16 protein-coding genes are annotated in these 18,471 nt (G+C 38.5%); 2 read left to right on the forward strand and 14 right to left on the reverse strand.

Going from position 1 to position 18,471, the window contains the following annotated elements; translation table 11 throughout:
• The first annotated feature begins 30 nt into the window (after positions 1–30).
• Both G5B37_RS07055 and G5B37_RS07060 read left to right on the forward strand, forming a co-directional pair.
• Entirely contained in the window at positions 31–1,956 is a 1,926-nt protein-coding gene (locus G5B37_RS07055) for an ATP-dependent nuclease (RefSeq protein ID WP_164679347.1), read from the forward strand.
• Positions 1,957–1,958: 2 nt separating this feature from the next.
• Positions 1,959–3,767: a UvrD-helicase domain-containing protein gene (locus G5B37_RS07060; RefSeq protein ID WP_164679348.1), complete on the forward strand. Its 1,809-nt coding sequence runs from the start codon at positions 1,959–1,961 to the stop codon at positions 3,765–3,767.
• Between the two features lie 15 nt (positions 3,768–3,782).
• Here the strand turns inward: G5B37_RS07060 and G5B37_RS07065 are convergent, their stop codons facing one another.
• From G5B37_RS07065 to G5B37_RS07130, 14 genes are all read right to left on the reverse strand, one after another.
• Positions 3,783–5,363, reverse strand: a complete 1,581-nt coding sequence (locus G5B37_RS07065) for a type IV secretory system conjugative DNA transfer family protein (protein WP_164679349.1) — start codon at positions 5,361–5,363, stop codon at positions 3,783–3,785.
• Positions 5,364–5,368: 5 nt separating this feature from the next.
• Positions 5,369–6,400: a MobB family relaxase gene (mobB, locus tag G5B37_RS07070; protein WP_164679350.1), complete on the reverse strand. Its 1,032-nt coding sequence runs from the start codon at positions 6,398–6,400 to the stop codon at positions 5,369–5,371.
• A gap of 11 nt (positions 6,401–6,411) precedes the next feature.
• A complete protein-coding gene (locus tag G5B37_RS07075; protein ID WP_175017404.1) occupies positions 6,412–6,813 on the reverse strand; it encodes a BfmA/BtgA family mobilization protein in 402 nt (133 codons plus the stop codon).
• Positions 6,814–7,257: 444 nt separating this feature from the next.
• Positions 7,258–7,455, reverse strand: coding sequence for a hypothetical protein (locus tag G5B37_RS07080; protein WP_072316413.1), 198 nt, complete (start codon positions 7,453–7,455; stop codon positions 7,258–7,260).
• 10 nt (positions 7,456–7,465) lie between these two features.
• A complete protein-coding gene (locus tag G5B37_RS07085) occupies positions 7,466–7,846 on the reverse strand; it encodes a DUF6876 family protein (RefSeq protein WP_164679351.1) in 381 nt (126 codons plus the stop codon).
• Positions 7,847–7,922: 76 nt separating this feature from the next.
• Positions 7,923–8,267 (reverse strand): single-stranded DNA-binding protein, encoded by a 345-nt coding sequence (locus G5B37_RS07090; RefSeq protein ID WP_041495866.1) that lies wholly within the window; start codon positions 8,265–8,267, stop codon positions 7,923–7,925.
• A gap of 769 nt (positions 8,268–9,036) precedes the next feature.
• A complete protein-coding gene (locus G5B37_RS07095; RefSeq protein WP_164679352.1) occupies positions 9,037–9,873 on the reverse strand; it encodes a DUF932 domain-containing protein in 837 nt (278 codons plus the stop codon).
• 17 nt (positions 9,874–9,890) lie between these two features.
• Positions 9,891–10,052: a hypothetical protein gene (locus G5B37_RS07100; RefSeq protein ID WP_164679353.1), complete on the reverse strand. Its 162-nt coding sequence runs from the start codon at positions 10,050–10,052 to the stop codon at positions 9,891–9,893.
• 262 nt (positions 10,053–10,314) lie between these two features.
• Positions 10,315–12,102: a ParB/RepB/Spo0J family partition protein gene (locus G5B37_RS07105; RefSeq protein ID WP_164679354.1), complete on the reverse strand. Its 1,788-nt coding sequence runs from the start codon at positions 12,100–12,102 to the stop codon at positions 10,315–10,317.
• Between the two features lie 263 nt (positions 12,103–12,365).
• Positions 12,366–14,108 carry an efflux RND transporter periplasmic adaptor subunit gene (locus G5B37_RS07110; protein WP_164679355.1) on the reverse strand — a complete coding sequence of 581 codons (1,743 nt, stop codon included), beginning with the start codon at positions 14,106–14,108 and terminating at the stop codon, positions 12,366–12,368.
• A 1-nt stretch (position 14,109) separates the two neighbouring features.
• The gene (locus G5B37_RS07115; protein ID WP_164679356.1) at positions 14,110–14,592 is read right to left on the reverse strand and encodes a DUF305 domain-containing protein; all 483 of its coding nucleotides are present in this window, start codon (positions 14,590–14,592) and stop codon (positions 14,110–14,112) included.
• A 20-nt stretch (positions 14,593–14,612) separates the two neighbouring features.
• Positions 14,613–15,323, reverse strand: coding sequence for a PepSY domain-containing protein (locus G5B37_RS07120; RefSeq protein ID WP_164679357.1), 711 nt, complete (start codon positions 15,321–15,323; stop codon positions 14,613–14,615).
• A gap of 1 nt (position 15,324) precedes the next feature.
• Positions 15,325–15,912 carry a DUF2911 domain-containing protein gene (locus G5B37_RS07125; RefSeq protein WP_164679358.1) on the reverse strand — a complete coding sequence of 196 codons (588 nt, stop codon included), beginning with the start codon at positions 15,910–15,912 and terminating at the stop codon, positions 15,325–15,327.
• 13 nt (positions 15,913–15,925) lie between these two features.
• Entirely contained in the window at positions 15,926–18,442 is a 2,517-nt protein-coding gene (locus G5B37_RS07130; RefSeq protein ID WP_164679359.1) for a heavy metal translocating P-type ATPase, read from the reverse strand.
• Between the last annotated feature and the right edge of the window lie 29 nt (positions 18,443–18,471).

Genomic DNA, 18,471 nt, shown 5'->3' on the forward strand with positions numbered 1-18,471 from the left:
TTACAAGTTTAACTAACCATCTACTTACGTATGTATTTATCCAAACTTGTTATAAAAAATTTTAGGGGTATCAAAGAAATAGTACTCAATTTTAATCGTAGTATAAATATACTAATTGGGGAAAATGGAAGTAATAAATCGGCAGTTATCGATGCTATTAGATTGCTCTACAATATGGGCGAACCCATTAGAGATATCTCTGTTGGATTTTCTGACTTTCACGAAACTATAGAAAGGGATGCTGAGGACAACTTAACTATAACGAGAGCGGATAAGATTTCATTAGTTTTTCAGTTCAAGGGATTATCGGCGTCACAGCGAGGTGCATTGTATGAGTATATGGTGATTGACCCTGAAAATGACACAAATGAGTATGCACAAGTTGCGCTGACTTATGAGGATAAAGGCGGGAAATACCCTATTTCATCTTATTACACAGGAAATGTTGAAGGTCAAAAAGCAGACTATAGTACATTTGCGATTTTTCAACATTATTACTTGAGCGGTCTAAGAGATAGTACCAAGGACTTATTAACTAATAGAGGAAATGTTTTGGGTCGTGTTATTAAAAGGCGTGTTGAAAAGAACGAAACGGAAGATGTTATCGAGGGCATTATGCGTACTGCAAATGATGAGCTGTTAGCCCAGGTCGAAGTTTCGGAAACCCGTGATGGCGTAAATAATAATCTCGCTGGAATTTATCAACGCTTTAGAGATAACCAGATTGGACTTCAAATAGAGCAATCAAAAACCGAATATATAGTAAACGCCATAAAACCATTTCTTCCACACGACAGGGATAGTTTGGCAGGCGAGGGATTTTCACTTTGGCAGAATAGTTTAGGGCAAAATAATCTCATTTACATCGCAACAGTTCTTGGCGATATTAAAGACCAAATAAAAGATAATAAGGTACCTCACTTCGCCCTGCTTATAGAGGAACCAGAAGCACACCTGCATCCACAACTTCAGCTGAGCTTATATAGCTTTTTGAGGGATTCCAGTAAATCTAAAAACAGCCAATTATTCATAACAACCCATTCCCCAACATTAACTTCAAAAGTTCCTTTAAAGAATTTGATACTTTTAGATGGCCAAGCCTTTCAGTTGAGCAAGCAGTTTAAAGATAGGGTTAGTGAAAAGATTATAGAAGATACCGTTAGGGATAAAGAATTGACCCAAGCCAATTTCAGATTTAGACGAAGACAATTAGAAAGGTATATAGACGTGACAAAATCTCAACTTTTGTTTGCAAAAGCAGTACTATTTGTCGAAGGTATTTCTGAAGAACTTTTAATATCGGCCTTTACAGCAATAAAAAAATACCGTTTAGAAGATTACAGAATAGAGCTGGTCAATATTGGTGGCACAAGTTTTTATCCATTTATCCACTTGTTTAATTCAAAGCAGCCACATAAATCTATTGACAAACCAGTTTCAATTTTAACGGACGATGACAAGTTTTCTGACTCAAAGAAAAAAGAATACTCTTTTAAGAAACTTCTTGCAACAGATTATGAAAAGCTGGATGAATTGGATGATTCAATTCAGGCGGCAGACGTATCATCGAGAATTCCTAATATCACTTCCGCAATTAATGGCAAAGGCACTATTAAAATATTTTCTGCTGAAAAAACTCTTGAATATGAATTGGCACTTGCCAATATCTCAAACACAAAAGAGGAAATTGAAAATAACTTTCTATTTAAGTACATCAACAAAATTAGGCCTAAAAAGACGAAATCCATCCTTGACTATGTAGATGCCGTGATTGACGAAGAACTTACCGAAGATCAAAAAAGAAAAGTAGCATTACTATTGTGGAAGTCGTTTCCGGCTAAAGGCGAGTTTTCTCAAAACTTCTCACTTTATATTCTCAAAAACCTAAAACGTGCCAGAAAAGAATTTGTAATTCCAAAATATATTAGAAAAAGTCTAAAGCATTTAAGAGGGTAAATATGGAATTGGATGTTACAGATGAATTGCAAGCATATTTTGATGCTAAAGGCAAAGTTGTTTTAAATGCGTGCCCAGGTGGTGGTAAAACAACTGCGATTGCTCAAAAAATAATCAATCTTGAAGATGAGTATAAAAAAACTTATGGTAACCATTCAGGAATTGCTTGTATTTCTTTTACAAATGCGGCAAAGGATGAACTTAATCTTACGTACAATCAGCTTTGTGGCAATAATTTAAAATACCCAAATTTGGTTAGCACGATTGATAGCTTTATAAATACCTACATTACTTTGCCATTTTATTATCTTCTTGAGAGAAATTTTGCCAGGCCTCAGATTTTGGAAAGTAATACTCGATTAGATTTATTCTGGAAAACGAAATACACAAACAAGAAAGGTCAATTGGTAGACGGTCTCAAAAACCCAATGAATTCTTTAAAAGCTATGTCCGGAAGAAGTATCTATTATCAGTATTTACCATCTACGATAAGATTAGAACCGGATGGAAGCTATTCTGTAAACGGAAACGCACCTTCGGAAGAGAAAGTCGATTTGGAAGTATTTGAAAAATATTGCAAATATATCAAAGGATGGCAGTTTAAAAATGGGCTTATAACCACTAATGATTCCGCATACATCGCATTACGGCTATTAAGAAAAAATCCGAAAATTTGTGAATGGCTAGCGAGTAGGTTTCCACACATAATTGTCGATGAGGCACAAGATAACTCACTTATGCAACATCAGATCTTCGAAGAATTAAATAGCCAAGGACTAGAGAATATTGAATTTATTGGCGACCCTTATCAAAGCCTATACGAATTTAGAGATGCCAACCCACAATTATTTTTAGACAAATATAATAGCGATGATTATGTTGGTTTAGAATTATCAAACAACAGAAGGTCGCCACAACATATTATTGACTGTTTCTCTCTATTGAGACCCAAAGATGAACGAACTATATTAAGTGCCTGCAAAACTGATTTGGAAGAGCCTATTCTTATCTATAAATATAAGGATGGCGATAGAGGCAAAATCATAAATCATTTTGAAGAATATTGCGCGAGTAAGGACTTAAAAAAAATTAAGGTAGTAGTTCGAGGTAATAGTATCAGAAACAAAATGTTGGGTAGAGATGCACAACAACGCCCTTGGCACAACGCATTAGCTTACGACCTTATTGCTGCCAAAATAGAATACGATGATAAAAATTTAAAAGATGCCATCAACATTGCAAGGAACATTGTAATTCGATTGGAAAATAGAGGATTGTCTTTTGTTGATTTTGGACATTTGCGAGCTGAACTAAAAACAGATTATCTAAACAACGCCCGTATCATAAAATTTGTTAAAGGGTTACCAGAACTTGTAAATACGATAGAGGACTGGTCTCAACTATGCCCAGCGTACGTAAAGAAAGCTCTAAATCTCGATTATGATATAGATTTTGGAATGAAGAAAACTTCGAAATATTTTGCTAAGACTACGAGAACTGAGCCTGTCTCGGCTCATTTTAACCGAGTAGATATTGACAAAACAAGCTCGCTAACCACAGTCCATCAAGTCAAAGGAAAAACGTTGGATGCTATCCTTATATTTTTCGACGAAAAGAACCACGCAAGTAATATTAATTTTAGAGATTTAGAGCCTGATGCTGACGGATTTATTAAAGAAAAGAAACGTATTATTTACGTGGCAATGTCAAGGCCAAAACACCTCTTGGCTATGGCGTTTCCTCAAAAAATTAGTGATGAGCAGTTGATTAATAAGTTTGGAAAAGATATTTCAACTATTAACCTTGATTGAAACTTTTTTAATTCTTTAGCTAAATATCGACCGCACTTCAGCATAAACCCGCTCAAAATTAGCATTCATATCTGCACTTGAATATTGCTTCGCTTCTTCTGGTAGTTGCCTGTCGATTTTAGATAGTTTGAATTGCACCTTCTTATCCTTCCCATCTGCATACGTTATAAATTCGCCCTGTTTCAATCTAAAAAATACATCTGCTCGAATCTTGGGAATTTCCTTTTCGCCCGTGGTAATCCGTGTATCAAAATCAAGATTATGTCCACGACTTATGCTTTTTGTAGGATCCTTGATGATTTCAAAAAAGCGTTCGTAATATTTTGCGGTGTCTGGGTCATTGACTTTACCGAAAAATTGATAGGATAAATTACTCAATATGGCTTTACTCGCCTTGTCGCCATACATCATATCGTTTTGGATTTTGTCCTGCATCACATAAATGGTTGCGATATCGTAACTTCTCAACGTTGCCGGAATACGGTGCATATTTAATAGACGAATGGTCGGCGCTTCTTCCATCAGCAGAAAAGATGGTTTTGAATTTCGCACGCTCATTTGTTTGGTTATGGTGTGTATAATTGTTGCGATTACTGGCGAATATGACGTTTCAAATTTTGGGTTATTGACTATTGAAATGACCGCTGGATTTTTCTCATTGTTTATATTGAGTGGCACTTCATCTGCGGATAACGCCATAAAAATCCGTTGTGTACTAATTCGCTTTAGCGCATTGGCCAGCGTGCTTTTTACGCCTGCTGTCTGTCTGTCGGAATCCTTTCCACTTATAAAAGCATCTGCCATTGCCCTCGATGTGGTATTGGTTTCCAAGAACTGGATAAGGCTGTCCGTGTCCAGATATTGGTAGATGGCAATTAAATGTGGAAGTGTGCAGAATTGTGGATAGGTGGTTTTCAGTTTCCAAATCAACCCACCAATCAAACCTTCCGCAGCATCATTAAAGAATTTTGTCGTGCCAGTTGTGCCACTTTCTCTTTGCTCTAATAGGTTCTCAATCAATACCCGCGACACCTCGTTTACGCTTTCCTCATTCTCTAAATAGCGTGGTGCAATAGGATTAACCCGATGGATGATTCTATCAAAGGAAATAACCTTAAAAGGGATATCACTATCCTTAAAAAGCGGGTACGCCATTTCGGTCAGTTCAAAATCCTTATAGTCGTGGATAATTCCACAAAACCCTTCTTTACGGAAGTGTTTCAAAAATCCATAGACAACGCTTTCGGTCTTTCCACTTCCGGCAGAACCAATGATGGATGCACCTCGTTTGATGTTATCCAATTTGAAATTTCCCTTAGTGGTGGCAAAGCTGACCTGATATTTGCTATCGCCATTTAACGGCTTGTCAGTTTTATGTAGAAAAACATACATTCCTATGTTAATTAATATGAGAGGGCAACCTAAATAGAGAACAATAAGAGTCAATGCGTTTTCTTCGTTCAAATAAAATACCATCGCACCAAGCACGAGAAAATTAACGATGAATGCATATCGAGTTACCCGAAACATTCCATAGAAAACAATACTGGCCAGACCAATAATTGAAAGTGTCGTTATAAAATTATCTACCTGCATACACATTAAATTCCAATGGAACTCGATTTAATTGCTATTTCAGCACCACGTCTCAACCGTTTAAGAACCCTAAGTGCAATCTGTGTTTGACTAACTGGAATATTTGGCACTATCGGTAATCCCGTTTTTGCTATCATTTTAAAAGCCAAGGCTTTTTCGTTAGCTGGTAGTTTCATCAAGGCAGCGAAATAGAGATTGGGATTTTTTACAAAATCCTTTCGGGCTTTGTAGGTCTCGGCAAAGTTGCGTTTATAGCCAAAAGTCTTATCAAAAGTTTTTTCTGCATTCTTAAAGAATTTATCTCGGTCAAATCCCCGTTTTACGTTTTGCCCATTCAACTTTACATCTGACGCTTTGTATTTGCTTCCGGGCGATAAGCTGAATCTGTTGGACGCATCCTTACGGCTCACGATAATATGGATGTGGCTTTGGTTTCCATCTTTTTGCATTCCCTGGACAATCCGTTTTCCATTTTGTTGGTGTGGTGCTTGGCGTTCCAGTTTGGCAATTTCCTTTTTCATCCTTTTAATATTTCCTTCTGCTCGTCCTTCCTGAACGTTTCGGATTTCAGTTTTCAGCTGAAGTATTTTTGTTGCGAAAGGTTGGTTCTCTTTTACTTGAAAATCTGTCCCTTTAAATGTGCGTTGGTGCTCTATTTTTGCATAGTACTTTATGTCATCTATGTTGACCGGTCGCCCTTTGATTTCCCTATTGAATGAAGCCACATAATCTTTCATCAGCTCTCTGGTGTATCGTTTTAAATCTTTGCTACTGTTCTGAAGTTTTTGCAATTCATATTTTGAAGGACTAACGGTAATTGAGTAGAATCTTGGTTCGTGTTTTTCCAGTTTGGCGGTATTCCCATCGATTTCCTTAATGACTTCCTCAGCAGAAATCTCATCGCCGTATTGATTGAAAAAATGTTCCATATCCTGCTGTTCCAAACCTTGATTTTCTTTCTCTAAATAGCCAACAAAATCTGCTGAACTTTTGGAAAAGTTACCGCCCATCTTTTGGGGTGTTATCGTGATGTACATAGCTGGAAAAATTATAGTTCGTTCTTAATGTTTCGCTTTTCGCGAAAGCCTGCCTCGCCGGCAGGCAGGCGCACTTCTTTCTTTTCTTCGGCATATTTCTTTTCAACTATCAATGGTTTTTTGTTGGGTTCTTCCATCACAAAAAGGGATTGCAACATTGCGACCGTAGGTTTGGTTTGTGTCTTTTCTACATCACGCATTATGGCGATGACAGCATTGATTCTTTTCAAGAGCTTGGCTTCAATAGTTCTACCTGTAGGACCAAATTTTTCTCGTGGGGAAATCTCGTTATAGAGAAAGAAATCAAGGATGTTTTCCATCGCTTCGGTGTGCGTTTTAAAGTGCATTTTGGAAAATTCCTGAAACCGCTTGGCAGTTTTTCGTTTGAACCTGATAGTGATGAATGAATCCATTTCCTTTCGCTTTTTTAAATGATTTGACGTAAAACCATCCCTGTTTACTGGTGTTTCAAGACCATTTGACGCAAATTGTTGGAATTTTTAAATCCTGCTTGATTTTAAATAGTTAAAAATCAATGGATTAAAACGAAAATGGAATATGTAACGTGGCGCAGCCCGTTACCCTCTTGCTATTCCTTTTCGTCACGTGCAAGCGTGACAAAAATCCATACAATCCAGCTAAAAAGCCGATTGCCATTTTCAGGGAAAATGATTTTCCGATATGTTATTTTTCGATGTGTAAGGGTATCGGCGAAAGTCGAAAAGTGGATAACCTTACTTTAATTTGAATGCTGAATTTCAGCGAAATAAAGATACGTATTTTTCTTGACTTCAAAATAATTACATACAAAAACACCTCTAAAATTTTAGAGGTGCTTGGTTCATTTTTGCTGAAAACTATATATTGAAAACGTAGGTATAGGAATATAAATTCCGAAGTGCTTCTTCTTCAATCATTGTTTCAAAACAGCCATAATTTTCTTTCACGTATTTGCGAATACTATCCCCAAATTTTCGTTTCACATCTTCTTTGGACGTTTCCAAAAGTCGGTTTTGAGCTTCCTCGCTCAAGTCTGTAAAATTGAGATATACCATAGCTTCATTTCTAATATTCGCTTGGTAGCATCAGCGTATCATTTACAAAAAACAACCGCAGTTCATCGAGTGGAAAATCGGTGGCACGATAGCCGTGTTTTTCCAAAATAGTATCGTTGCCATCGCTGTAAATTATCTCGGCTTCGTAGCCTGTATAATCCTGTTTTTCTTCGGGCAACCTTTTAAAATCGATAGTGATAAATTCGCTTCGGTTCATCAGACTTTTTGCAATTACGGAAGCATCCGTAATAAGCCAAAAACATTCGGCAACCTCGGAAAGATATTTCAATCCATCGGTAAATCGTGTTTTCAATAGCGGAATTTGATAGAACATTTCTGTTCCATTAAAATATTGCAACCGCTCTTTAATTTCGTTAACTTGTGCTTTCATTGTGCATATATTTAATGTGTGAATAATGAAAAAGAGGGCGCAACTTTCCAGAGGAACGCCCTCTTTAATTTTAAGATTACTTGTCGTTTTTACTTCCAAGCAAAAGGATTTCGTCGGCTACAACTTCCGTTACGTAACGTTGATTTCCGTCGTCGGTGGTGTAAGTTCGGGTCTTTAATTTTCCAGTAATCCCAACTTCTTTACCTTTTTCGACATATTTCTCAACGATTTCAGCAGTCTTGCCCCAAGCCACTACGGTATGCCAATTGGTGTCCGTTTGCTTTTCGCCTTTACTGTCTTTGTAATACTCGTTTGTGGCAAGTGAGAAGCGGGCTACTTTTTTTCCGCTTTCAAGGTTCGTAATGGTCGGCTCTTGTCCAACGTTTCCGATTAACTGTACGTGATTTCTAATAGTACTCATAATACAATGGTTTTAAATGCCCTTTATAGGCTTGATTAATATTTCCCTTTTCAATTCAGATGAAATTTTAAGGGGTGTTTGTTCTTTTCTTTCGTGCATCGCACAATGGATAGAGTGGGTTTTGTCAAGACTTTTAGGGCAAAATCAGGTGTGTTTGCGACGTAGTAATCCCGCCTTTTTTTGCGGGATTCAAGGAAGTAGAAGCCTTATTTTTCACTAAAACTTGTATAGTCTTGACAAGTTCCATAAGGGCATTAGCAATTCTTTTAAAACCGGTTACGATTTGAGCGTACCGACAGTTAAGCGAAATGAGTGGCTGGGGTTAAATTAGAATTGGTTATGTCGTGCCTGTTTTTCGACGACCCGAAAAACAACAAAGGCTTTATCTATTATAAACCCCTTAAAATGTGTAAGACAGCGGTTCGGTTTTTAAGGATTTTCGAGTGAGGGCTCAAGAAGACCGCGCCGAAAATCCTGTTAAAAAAACCGAAGTGATGGCTTTCCGACGAAAAGCGGACTTAATTCACAATTTTGGCAGGAATGTAGTGTCCCTTCCCAGAGCAGCGGGAAGGGTTAACGGAATGGAAAGCTGAAATTGGGGATTGTGTCCAAGATATTTGTAGTGAAGCTCTTTTCCCGGAATGAAGTGGTTGCCTGCTTTTTTCGGCAGGTAAGCGTGGAATGTAGGGGAATGTGCTGAGTGGGAAAGTAAATGCTTGTGATATATTTAGTCATCCAGTTTAAGGTACTGGACAAACCTTTATTTAATTTATGCCATAGCATAGACTTCATCAAACAGCTTTTTATCCAACCGTTCTTGTTGGCCGAAGCTTTTCTTCAATACATTATGAAGTATAGAATTAAAGGCATTGTAACCCAGCCAAAGATTCGGTTCTTCATTAAGCAACAAGGCTTCGTAGTTCAATATTTCAATGACATCACGAGACTTTTTTGAAGGGTCGCTGTTCTTGTCGCTACATTCGTATCTGAAGAGTTTGGTTTTGTCAAGAATGGCTTTAACAAATTCCTTGGTGTCGATGATTTTAAATTCTTTCATCTTATCGAATTTCTTGGTAATGGTGTAGAACTCATTGTCCAGAAACTTATCGAACAGATTGTTCAGCCTTGGCATTATAAGGTGTGTGTTGTTCTTACTGTGCTTTATCGAAAACTCAATTTCCGCCTGAGAAACGTGTAAGCCATTGGAACATATTTCTCTATAAAACCCGAAGTGGCCAGAGGTCTTTTCACTACCGTCATACGAGTTCTTGAACCGAAGCATCGGCAGTATCAAATCCTTATCGTTCTTGACCGTAAACTGGCTTTTATCGTCGATGATAAAGTCGGTAATGAACGACCTGTCATTTTTATTGATGGTGCGCTTGTGGAAGTTCAGTTGTGCATCGGTTAGCATTTCTTCAGCTTTCTTAAAGAACAGTTGATTCGGAATGTGTCCATAGCTGTTCGAGACCACATTAACGATTTTGCCATTTGAGATGATGGCATTTTCAAGCCCTCGTCTGGATTCCATCTGTGTCAGACTCTTTAAGGATTTCATTTCTGATGGAACGAAGATTTCATCCTGTTGCAAATTTTGTAAATACATAGCTTTTGAATTTTAGGTTAAACATTTTGTAATAGCAGAGAGTAGTACATCGGATGCTTTTCTCTGTAATAAGCCAAATGGCTTTCAGCACTTTCAATGGTGTAGTTTTCTTTACTCGATTGATAATGTATTTCAGCCTCTTGTGGCGAAATTTTAGATTTTTCAAATACTCGTTTCATAATTATATATTTTGATTAAACAATATTTGAGCAGCAACCAAACGGAAGCTAAAATCACAGCTCAAAAGGAAACGGAATAAATGAGAAGAGGAATGCGCGCAACGGCTTTATGCCGTAGTCTTTTGATGGGTGTATTTTACGAGTTTACCTTTGCGCTAACTATTGATTGATAATCTCCTTCCTCGTAAATACATTTTTAGGCACTATCATAAAAAAGAAGAAGGGCCAGCACGAATGCCGACCCTTCTTCAAACAACAAAAGCTACTCGTTAAGCTCTTTGACTCTCTTTTCAAGAACTGCAATTCGCTCTTTCAAACGTGCTTCACGCTTTTCTCTCTTTTCGGTATATTCTTTCTCAATACTGGCAATCTTGGATTTGTAATATCCTTGCATCGCATTGTAGAATGAAATGTTCGTCAGGTTATTTAAGTGATTGCTCTCGCCAAAATGCACTTGCTTCGTGAGCATATACCGTATCAACTTGTGAAAGATTTCCTTTTTGAATTTCTTCTTGAAATTCTCGACCATTTCAACTTTGGTCATCTTGGACGTGTTGCCCAAGAACTTTGAAAAATATTTTTGTTGGCTCATATAGTCCACATTATTTTCAAAGAGCGATATCGAGAACGCCACCATTTCGTGTGTTGAAAGTGTCTTCTTCGTATCGATGTATTCGGTCTCACGAATCATTTGAACTACATCCTCGAACTGTTTGTTGTTCTCAATGTGCTTCTTACGGATTTCCCTTTCATTGATTTTAATGATTTGTTCTTCGGGTGTACAATCCGCCATTTTTCTGTTGACTAATGGTGCTGAATACTCACTCGATTTATCTTTTGACTTTTCTATTACCTTGACAAACACTTTTTTGTTCTGGTAGGTCTCAGGATGGAACACGATGCCGTTTACAAATCCATTGTCAGTTGCTGAATTGTAATTTTTCAATTCTTTTTCGTAGTTCTCAATGGCTTCCTTAAGCTCAGCTTTTAGTTCATCTTCAGAATAATCGTAATGTTGATATTCTATTTTGATGGCCTCTATTGTTGGCTTAATTGGTTCTTCGATTATTTCAACATCATCCAGTAGATAGACCTTCAAGCCATTTTTTTCCAACTGTGAAATAATGAGCTGATTGTTTTCGTCATCTGCCCAATACTGTCTAATTTCAGGAATCAGTAGAATATTCTCTTTCTTGGATTTCTCAATCAGGTTCAAGAATGATTTACTTTTCTTCGTTTCAAAACAAGCTGATTTTGTGCAGACCATTTTACCCTCGCCGAACAGATTGCCTTGATTGGCTGCATTGAACGGACATTCTACACAAGACCCTGCTTTCGGCACCAACTTTTTATCCTTTACATCGAAAGATGCCGTTTCCAAATCATAGGTTTGGTCTTTTATCATCCTGTTAATTTGGTGTGCATTAAAATCCTCGCCCATCGTTTCCAACATCATCTGTTGTTCCTCTGGTGCAAAAAGTGCGACACCTACACCCAATGAAATGGTCATTTCGCCATTGCGGACAAAGTGCTTGAAGCCTTCTATCAAACCTGCCAATTTTAGGCGTTGTCTGATAAAGTTGTCCGTTCTGCCCAATCGTTTTGCGATTTCTGTTGGTGCATACTTCTCGCTTAGGTAAGCAATCGCTTCAGCTTCTTCGGTAGGTTCTACATCCTGTCGTTGTAGATTTTCTATGATTTGAACTTCAAGAACATCATTGTTCTCATAAGTCCTCACGATGCAGGGTATGGTCTTTTTTCCTGCCAGCTTGCTTGCACGATATCTGCGTTCGCCCATCACGATGACATAATGGCCATTTAGTTGCCTTACCGTGATTGGTTGTAACACACCGTGATTTTCGATACTCTCAGAAAGTTGCTGTAATGCGTCTTTGTTGAAAGTCTTTCTTGGTTGTTCTGGGTCAGTCTTGATGTTGCCCAATGGTAAGTTCTGAATTTGAAGTACGGATGATTTCTTTCCATTCTCTTCTTTTTTGGCAGTTACTTTTGCTCTACTGCGCTTCTTTGTGGTACTCGCTTTTGTTGTCATAATACTCAAATTTTTGATTAAACAATATTTGAGCAGAAACCAAACGGAAGATAAAATCTTGGCTCAAAAGGAAACGGAATAAATGAGTAGTGGAAGAAGCGTCGGCTTTATGCCGTAGTCTTTTGATGGAAGTATTTTACGAGTTTACCTTGCGGGTATATTGTATGATAATAAACCCCTCTCTATCGAAAGGGGTTATAAAAAAATTGAAAAGTATGTTAAAGGTTTTCGGTATTTAGCTTTTTAGAACGCTAAAAATAAAATTACTCAATTTCCTCAATCACACTGCCACAAGTAAGCATTGCATCGCCATAATAAGGATTGCGGATTTCTTCTTCCGTGCTTAGCCAAACCGCGCCTTTATTATTGTTTGCCATCGGGCATTTCTGAACATATAACATCTCATCGGTTCCATTTACACTCATCGCAATGGGCACCATATTTTCATTTAATATCACGAAATGGTCGCGTTGATTTTCCAGGTTGTCGTTCGCTGCAATGGCATCGAGCATTTCGATACTTTTCTTCATATGTGATTGTTCCATACTACCGAGACTTTTAATATCTGCGGATTTTAAGGATACTGATGTCGCTTTCGCGAAAGCGGAAACCTGATTTGCATCGCTCGCTACCAAAGCATCTTTCATCTGTAAATAAGGCTTGAGCGCCTTTTTAAATTGCTTTTGAAAATTCTCTGAAAATTCCATTATCATTTCAGACATTGGCATCATAGCATCCTCTTTCTTTCCCTGATTCATCATAGAGTTTTTGCCTTGTAGCTGTGCTGCTGCGTCTACTGTAAAGGTGCCGTTGGTCACAATCTCATCGCCATTTTGTAAACCCTCTGTTACAGCATAATTTTCGCCATTTCGGTTTCCGATGGTTACTTCCCGCATTTCAAAAACGGGTTCGTTGGGATTGGTTTTTATATAGACCAATGAGCGTTCGCCTGTCCACATTACGGCACTTGCAGGAACTGTTATCACTTCGTTAGTCATCATCATTTCCCCTTTGAGCTTACCCGTTACAAACATTCCTGGTTTAAAGAGGTCATCTGTATTTTTCAGTGTTGCTCTTACGGTAACCGTTCTTGTTGCATTGTTCAATATTGGGTCAATAAATGAAACCGTGGCGTCAAATTCTTTATTGGCATAGGCATTGGTTACTACCTTTATTTTCTGGCCCACTTTTAAATTTGAAATTTGATTTTCATAGGCATCAAATTCTGCCCAAACCGAATTCAAATTGCTTACTTTCAAAATAGGCTGACCTTGTTTTACATAGTCGCCTTCACGTGCCATCACTTCTGAAACAGTACCTGAAACGGTGGCATAGATTGGAAAATTATCGCGCACTTTTCCTGAAGTTTCAATCGCATTAATTTGAGCTTCTGAAAGTTTCCAGAGCTTTAATTTATTTCGCACTGCTTTGTACAATTCAGGCTGCGATTCTTTTAATGAAGCGGTTGTGAGCAATTCTTGCTGTGCAGCGACCAAATTTGGCGCATAAATAGTGGCCAGTAATTGACCTCGATTTACTTTTTGGCCTTCAAAATTGACATTCAAACGCTCAATACGCCCATCAAAATAACTTGCTTGTACGGCATTGTTTTCTTCGTTGGTGGCGATTTTACCCGAAAGCGAAATCATTCCATCATCTTCTGACATAGTGCCATTACCCACAATAGTAGTTTGAATGTTGGCCAGCGCCATTGCGTTCTCTGTCATTTTAATCTCATTCATTGCAAGACCATCGGCACCAGATTCAGCAGGTATCAAGTCCATTCCACATATAGGGCAGTCGCCAGGTTCGGGTTGCATAATTTGTGGATGCATTGAGCAGGTCCACATTTGGTTTTCTGATTCGCCAGAATGGTCGTGGGTATCTGACATTTCAGAAACGTCCTTGTTTGCATTTGCTTCACTACCGGAATTGCCAAAAATGAGCCAGCCCGCCAGTAGTCCCACGATTACTGCAATTGCTATATATAAAATGTTCTTGTTCATACTATTTTTCGTTTTGTAACCTATCAATCATTTGCTTCATTTCTTCAATTTCCTTTCGTTGAGCTTTGATTATATCTTCGGCTAATTTTTTTACTTCTGGGTCTTTGATGTCTGCGCGCTCGCTTGTTAAAATTGCTATGGAATGATGCGGAATCATTGCTTTCATCCAAAGCACATCGCCCACGGTAGATTTTTGCTCACGTACCAGTCCCAACGCACCTACAAATAGAACGATACTTCCCAAAACAATGGCGATATTCTTCTTTTTATTTTGATACATCCCACGCATTGCTACAAACATTATAATGGCCATTGCCGCAATCCCTAAACAGACCATATAAAAGCGAGTTAGACTGAACCATACGTGGTCCCACTCATAAGTGTTTAGGTACATTGTGATGTACATAGCTACGAAGGACGCTGCGAGCATTCCTACGAATTTTGTATATTGATTTTTCTTTTTGTGTTCATTTGAATTTTCCATAATAGTCGGTTTTTTGTTACTTATTTACGTTTGTTTTTAATCAATTTTCTCATAGTTGGTGAACTTGTGTACCAAAGTAGAAATCCACTTAACACCGTTATCAAGCCTAAAAGCGAAAAAGCCCTTAGCACAATTGTATTAAAATCGTCTCGACCTTGATAGTCCATAGTGTGGGTCATCCAGAGAAAATCGAACCAACGCCAATCGCGATGACGTACGGTTTGAAAAGCGCCATTTTCAATCGCAACGTAGGCTTTTAAATTTTCATCGGTTTTATATGAAATCTCATAAACTGGTAATGGTCTTCCGCGGTACTCGTGGTGGTCGCCTACAGATTCAATCCGTTGTATTTGGTCAAATTCTAAATCGGCCAACATATAGCGCTTTGCTACTTTGATTGCTTCTTGTTCTGTGAGCTCCTCTTTCTTTGTTCCTGTAAGTGCATTATAAAGCATAGTCTCATTAATCCAGTAATAGGGCTCATCCGCTATTTCAAGTAATTCTAATGACTTAATCGGTTCCTGAATATTCAGTTGAGAACTTATTACCAAATCTGAAAATGCAGTTTGTTCAGGAATCTCTTTTTTAAAATGGTCGCCGTGTATCTCATCAATATCTGTCCAGCTGAAATACATTCCACTAATCGTCCACATCAAGAACTGAATCCCTAAAAAGATACCCAAATAGCGATGCGCCTTTCTTATTTTAAGTGCTGTTTTTCTTTTAACCATTTTATTTTACTTCAAAAGGAAATTCAACAAGAACCTTTTCCCAACTCAAGCTAATAATTCCTGAATCATCGGTAGCCTTTATTACTTTGTATTCTAAATGTTCTTTGATTTCTTGTGAAATTTTAGGGGTTACTTTAAATCTCAACACATCATCTTTCTCGTCATATTCATCTTTACCGTGCTGGTTCCAGTTTGTATTAAATATAATTGTCCATTCCTCTTGATTCGGAATAACAAAGAACCCGTATTTCCCTGCCTTCAATTCTTTACCGTCAATGGTCAAGTCCTTATTGGTTTCCATCCAAGTGGCCATATGGGCTCCTGCTTGCCAAACGGTATCATAAGGAAGTAAACCGCCAAAAATGATACGTTTTCGTACGCCTGGCGATGAATAATCGATATGAATATGTGCATCGCCCACCATCGCCATTGCGCTTGTATGGGGACTCAATGGTTTTTTCTGATTAGAATCTGCACTTGTTGCATTTTGTTCTGTTTTTTCGGTAATGGGCAATTCTTGTGTTTCCTTTGAAGTTTCTTTGCAAGAGGCTAAAAGGATAATACATAATAGAATAAGACTGTTTTTCATTATATAGGATGGTTTAGTTAATTGATTTTGTTCTGAGTCTAAGTGCGTTTGCTATTACAGAAACTGAACTAAAACTCATTGCCAAAGCTGCAATCATAGGCGATAATAGAATTCCGAAAAATGGGAATAATACACCTGCCGCAATCGGCACACCCAGCGTGTTGTATATCATAGCAAAAAATAGATTCTGCTTGATGTTCCGCATTACTTTGTGGCTTAAATTTCTTGCTTTTACAATACCGTGCAAATCGCCCTTTACCAAGGTTATCATCGCGCTTTCTATAGCGACATCGGTTCCTGTACCCATTGCAATCCCCACATCACTTTTTGCCAGTGCTGGCGCATCGTTTATACCATCTCCAGCCATTGCGACCACTTTACCCTGTTCCTGTAGTTTTTTGACTTCTTCTAACTTGTTTTCAGGTAACATTCCCGCTTTGAAGTCGGCGAGATTGAGTTCGCTGGCTACTGCTTGGGCGGTGTCGTGATTATCTCCGGTAAGCATTATCACTTCAATGCCTTTGTCCTGTAATTCTTTGATTGCCTTGGGACTCGTTTCTTTTATTTTATCGCCAATAACCACATAGCCTGAAACTTCGCCATCAATGGATAAGTAGGAAACCGTTTTTCCCTGTTTCTGAAAGGATTGTGCTTCGGTTTCCATTTCAGGTGATAGCTTGGCATTTGCATACTCCATCATTTTGGCATTTCCCAAATCGAGTTTTTTGCCATCAACTGTTCCTTCTACACCTTTTCCAGTTACTGCGCTAAAGTTTTTGGTTTTTGATATTTCAGTTTTCTGCTCCTTTCCATATTTCACGGTAGCTTCGGCAAGGGGATGCTCACTGGAACTGTTAAGGGATGCGATAAAATACAGTATTTCGCTTTCGCTAAAGCGAGAACCAAAAGCACCGATTTTCTCAACCGTAGGTTTTCCTTCGGTAATCGTACCGGTCTTATCTATGATAAGCGTGTCCACCTTGTCCATTTTCTCTAAGGCTTCGGCATTTTTAATCAACACACCATTTTGTGCACCTTTACCAACACCCACCATAACAGACATCGGCGTTGCCAATCCCAATGCGCAAGGACAGGCAATAATCAATACGGCAATGGCATTTACAAGGGCAAATACATAAGCTGGCTCTGGTCCCCATATTGCCCACACAATGAAAGTGATAACTGCAATGATAACCACGACAGGCACAAAATATCCTGAAACGGTATCTGCCAATTTCTGGATAGGGGCGCGACTGCGACTGGCATCGTTGACCATATGTATGATTTGGGAAAGCAAGGTTTCGCTACCAACCTTTTCGGCTTCCATCAAGAACGATTGATTCCCGTTAATTGTGCCGCTACTTACTTTATCATTTACATATTTATTAACTGGAATAGGCTCTCCCGAAATCATTGATTCATCTACCGTAGTTTCTCCTTCGGTAATTTTGCCATCCACAGGGATTTTATCTCCTGGCTTCACTCGTAGTATATCGCCTTTTTCAATTTGGTCTATGGAAACTTCTTCCTCATTTCCATCAACTACCTTAATGGCTTTATTAGGTGCGAGTTTCAAGAGTTCCTTAACTGCTGAATTGGTTTTACTATGCGCACGCGCTTCCAAAACTTGACCCATCAATACCAACGTTAGTATCACAGTTGCTGCCTCAAAATATACGTGAACCGCACCTGATTCTGTTTTAAACTGTTCGGGAAAAAAGTCTGGAAACAACATCCCAAAAACACTGAATAACCAAGCTACGCCCGCACCTATACCGATTAAGGTGAACATATTGAGATTCCAGGTTTTAATACTTCGATAAGCACGTTCAAAGAACATCCAAGTGGCATAAAACACTACTGGAATGGAAAGCCCAAATTGAATCCAGTTCCACCATTTCTGTTCCATTACATCGTACAGCGGATTGTTGGGAATCATCTCGCTCATAGCGATTAGGAAAATAGGAAGCGTAAAGGCTACTGCTATCCAAAATTTCTTAATCAGCTTATTATATGTTTTTTCTTCGGTAGATAAATCAGGTTCCATCGGCACCAAATCCATACCACATATAGGGCAAGCTCCAGCTTCATCTTTGACAATTTCTGGGTGCATTGGGCACGTCCATTGTTCTGAAGTTGTAGCTGACAAATTTTGCTCCTCGACTAAATCCATTCCGCAGACTGGGCAGTCGCCTGGCTTATCGTAGGTTTTATCTCCTTCACAATGCATTGGACAGTAAAAGGTTCCTGTTCCTTTGCCTGTCTGTTTTTCTTTTTTCGCTTTCGCGGAAGCGGTATTATTTTTATGTTGATGTTCTCCAGGTTTGTGAATGCTGTATGAACCGCCATCTTCTTTTAAAGCTTTCTGAAATGTTTCGATGGAAATATGGGATTCCATTTCGATAGTCGCCTCTTCTTTTTCTAAATTGACCGAAGCATTGGTTACACCTTCCACTTTTGAAAGTGTCTGCTCTACGTGATTTCGACAACCGTTGCAGGTCATTCCTTGTATGTGATAGGCTTGTTTCATAGTACTTTGTTTTTGTGCCTGAAATGGGA

The organism is Rasiella rasia, assembly GCF_011044175.1.
In the GTDB taxonomy this organism is placed as follows: domain Bacteria; phylum Bacteroidota; class Bacteroidia; order Flavobacteriales; family Flavobacteriaceae; genus Marinirhabdus; species Marinirhabdus rasia.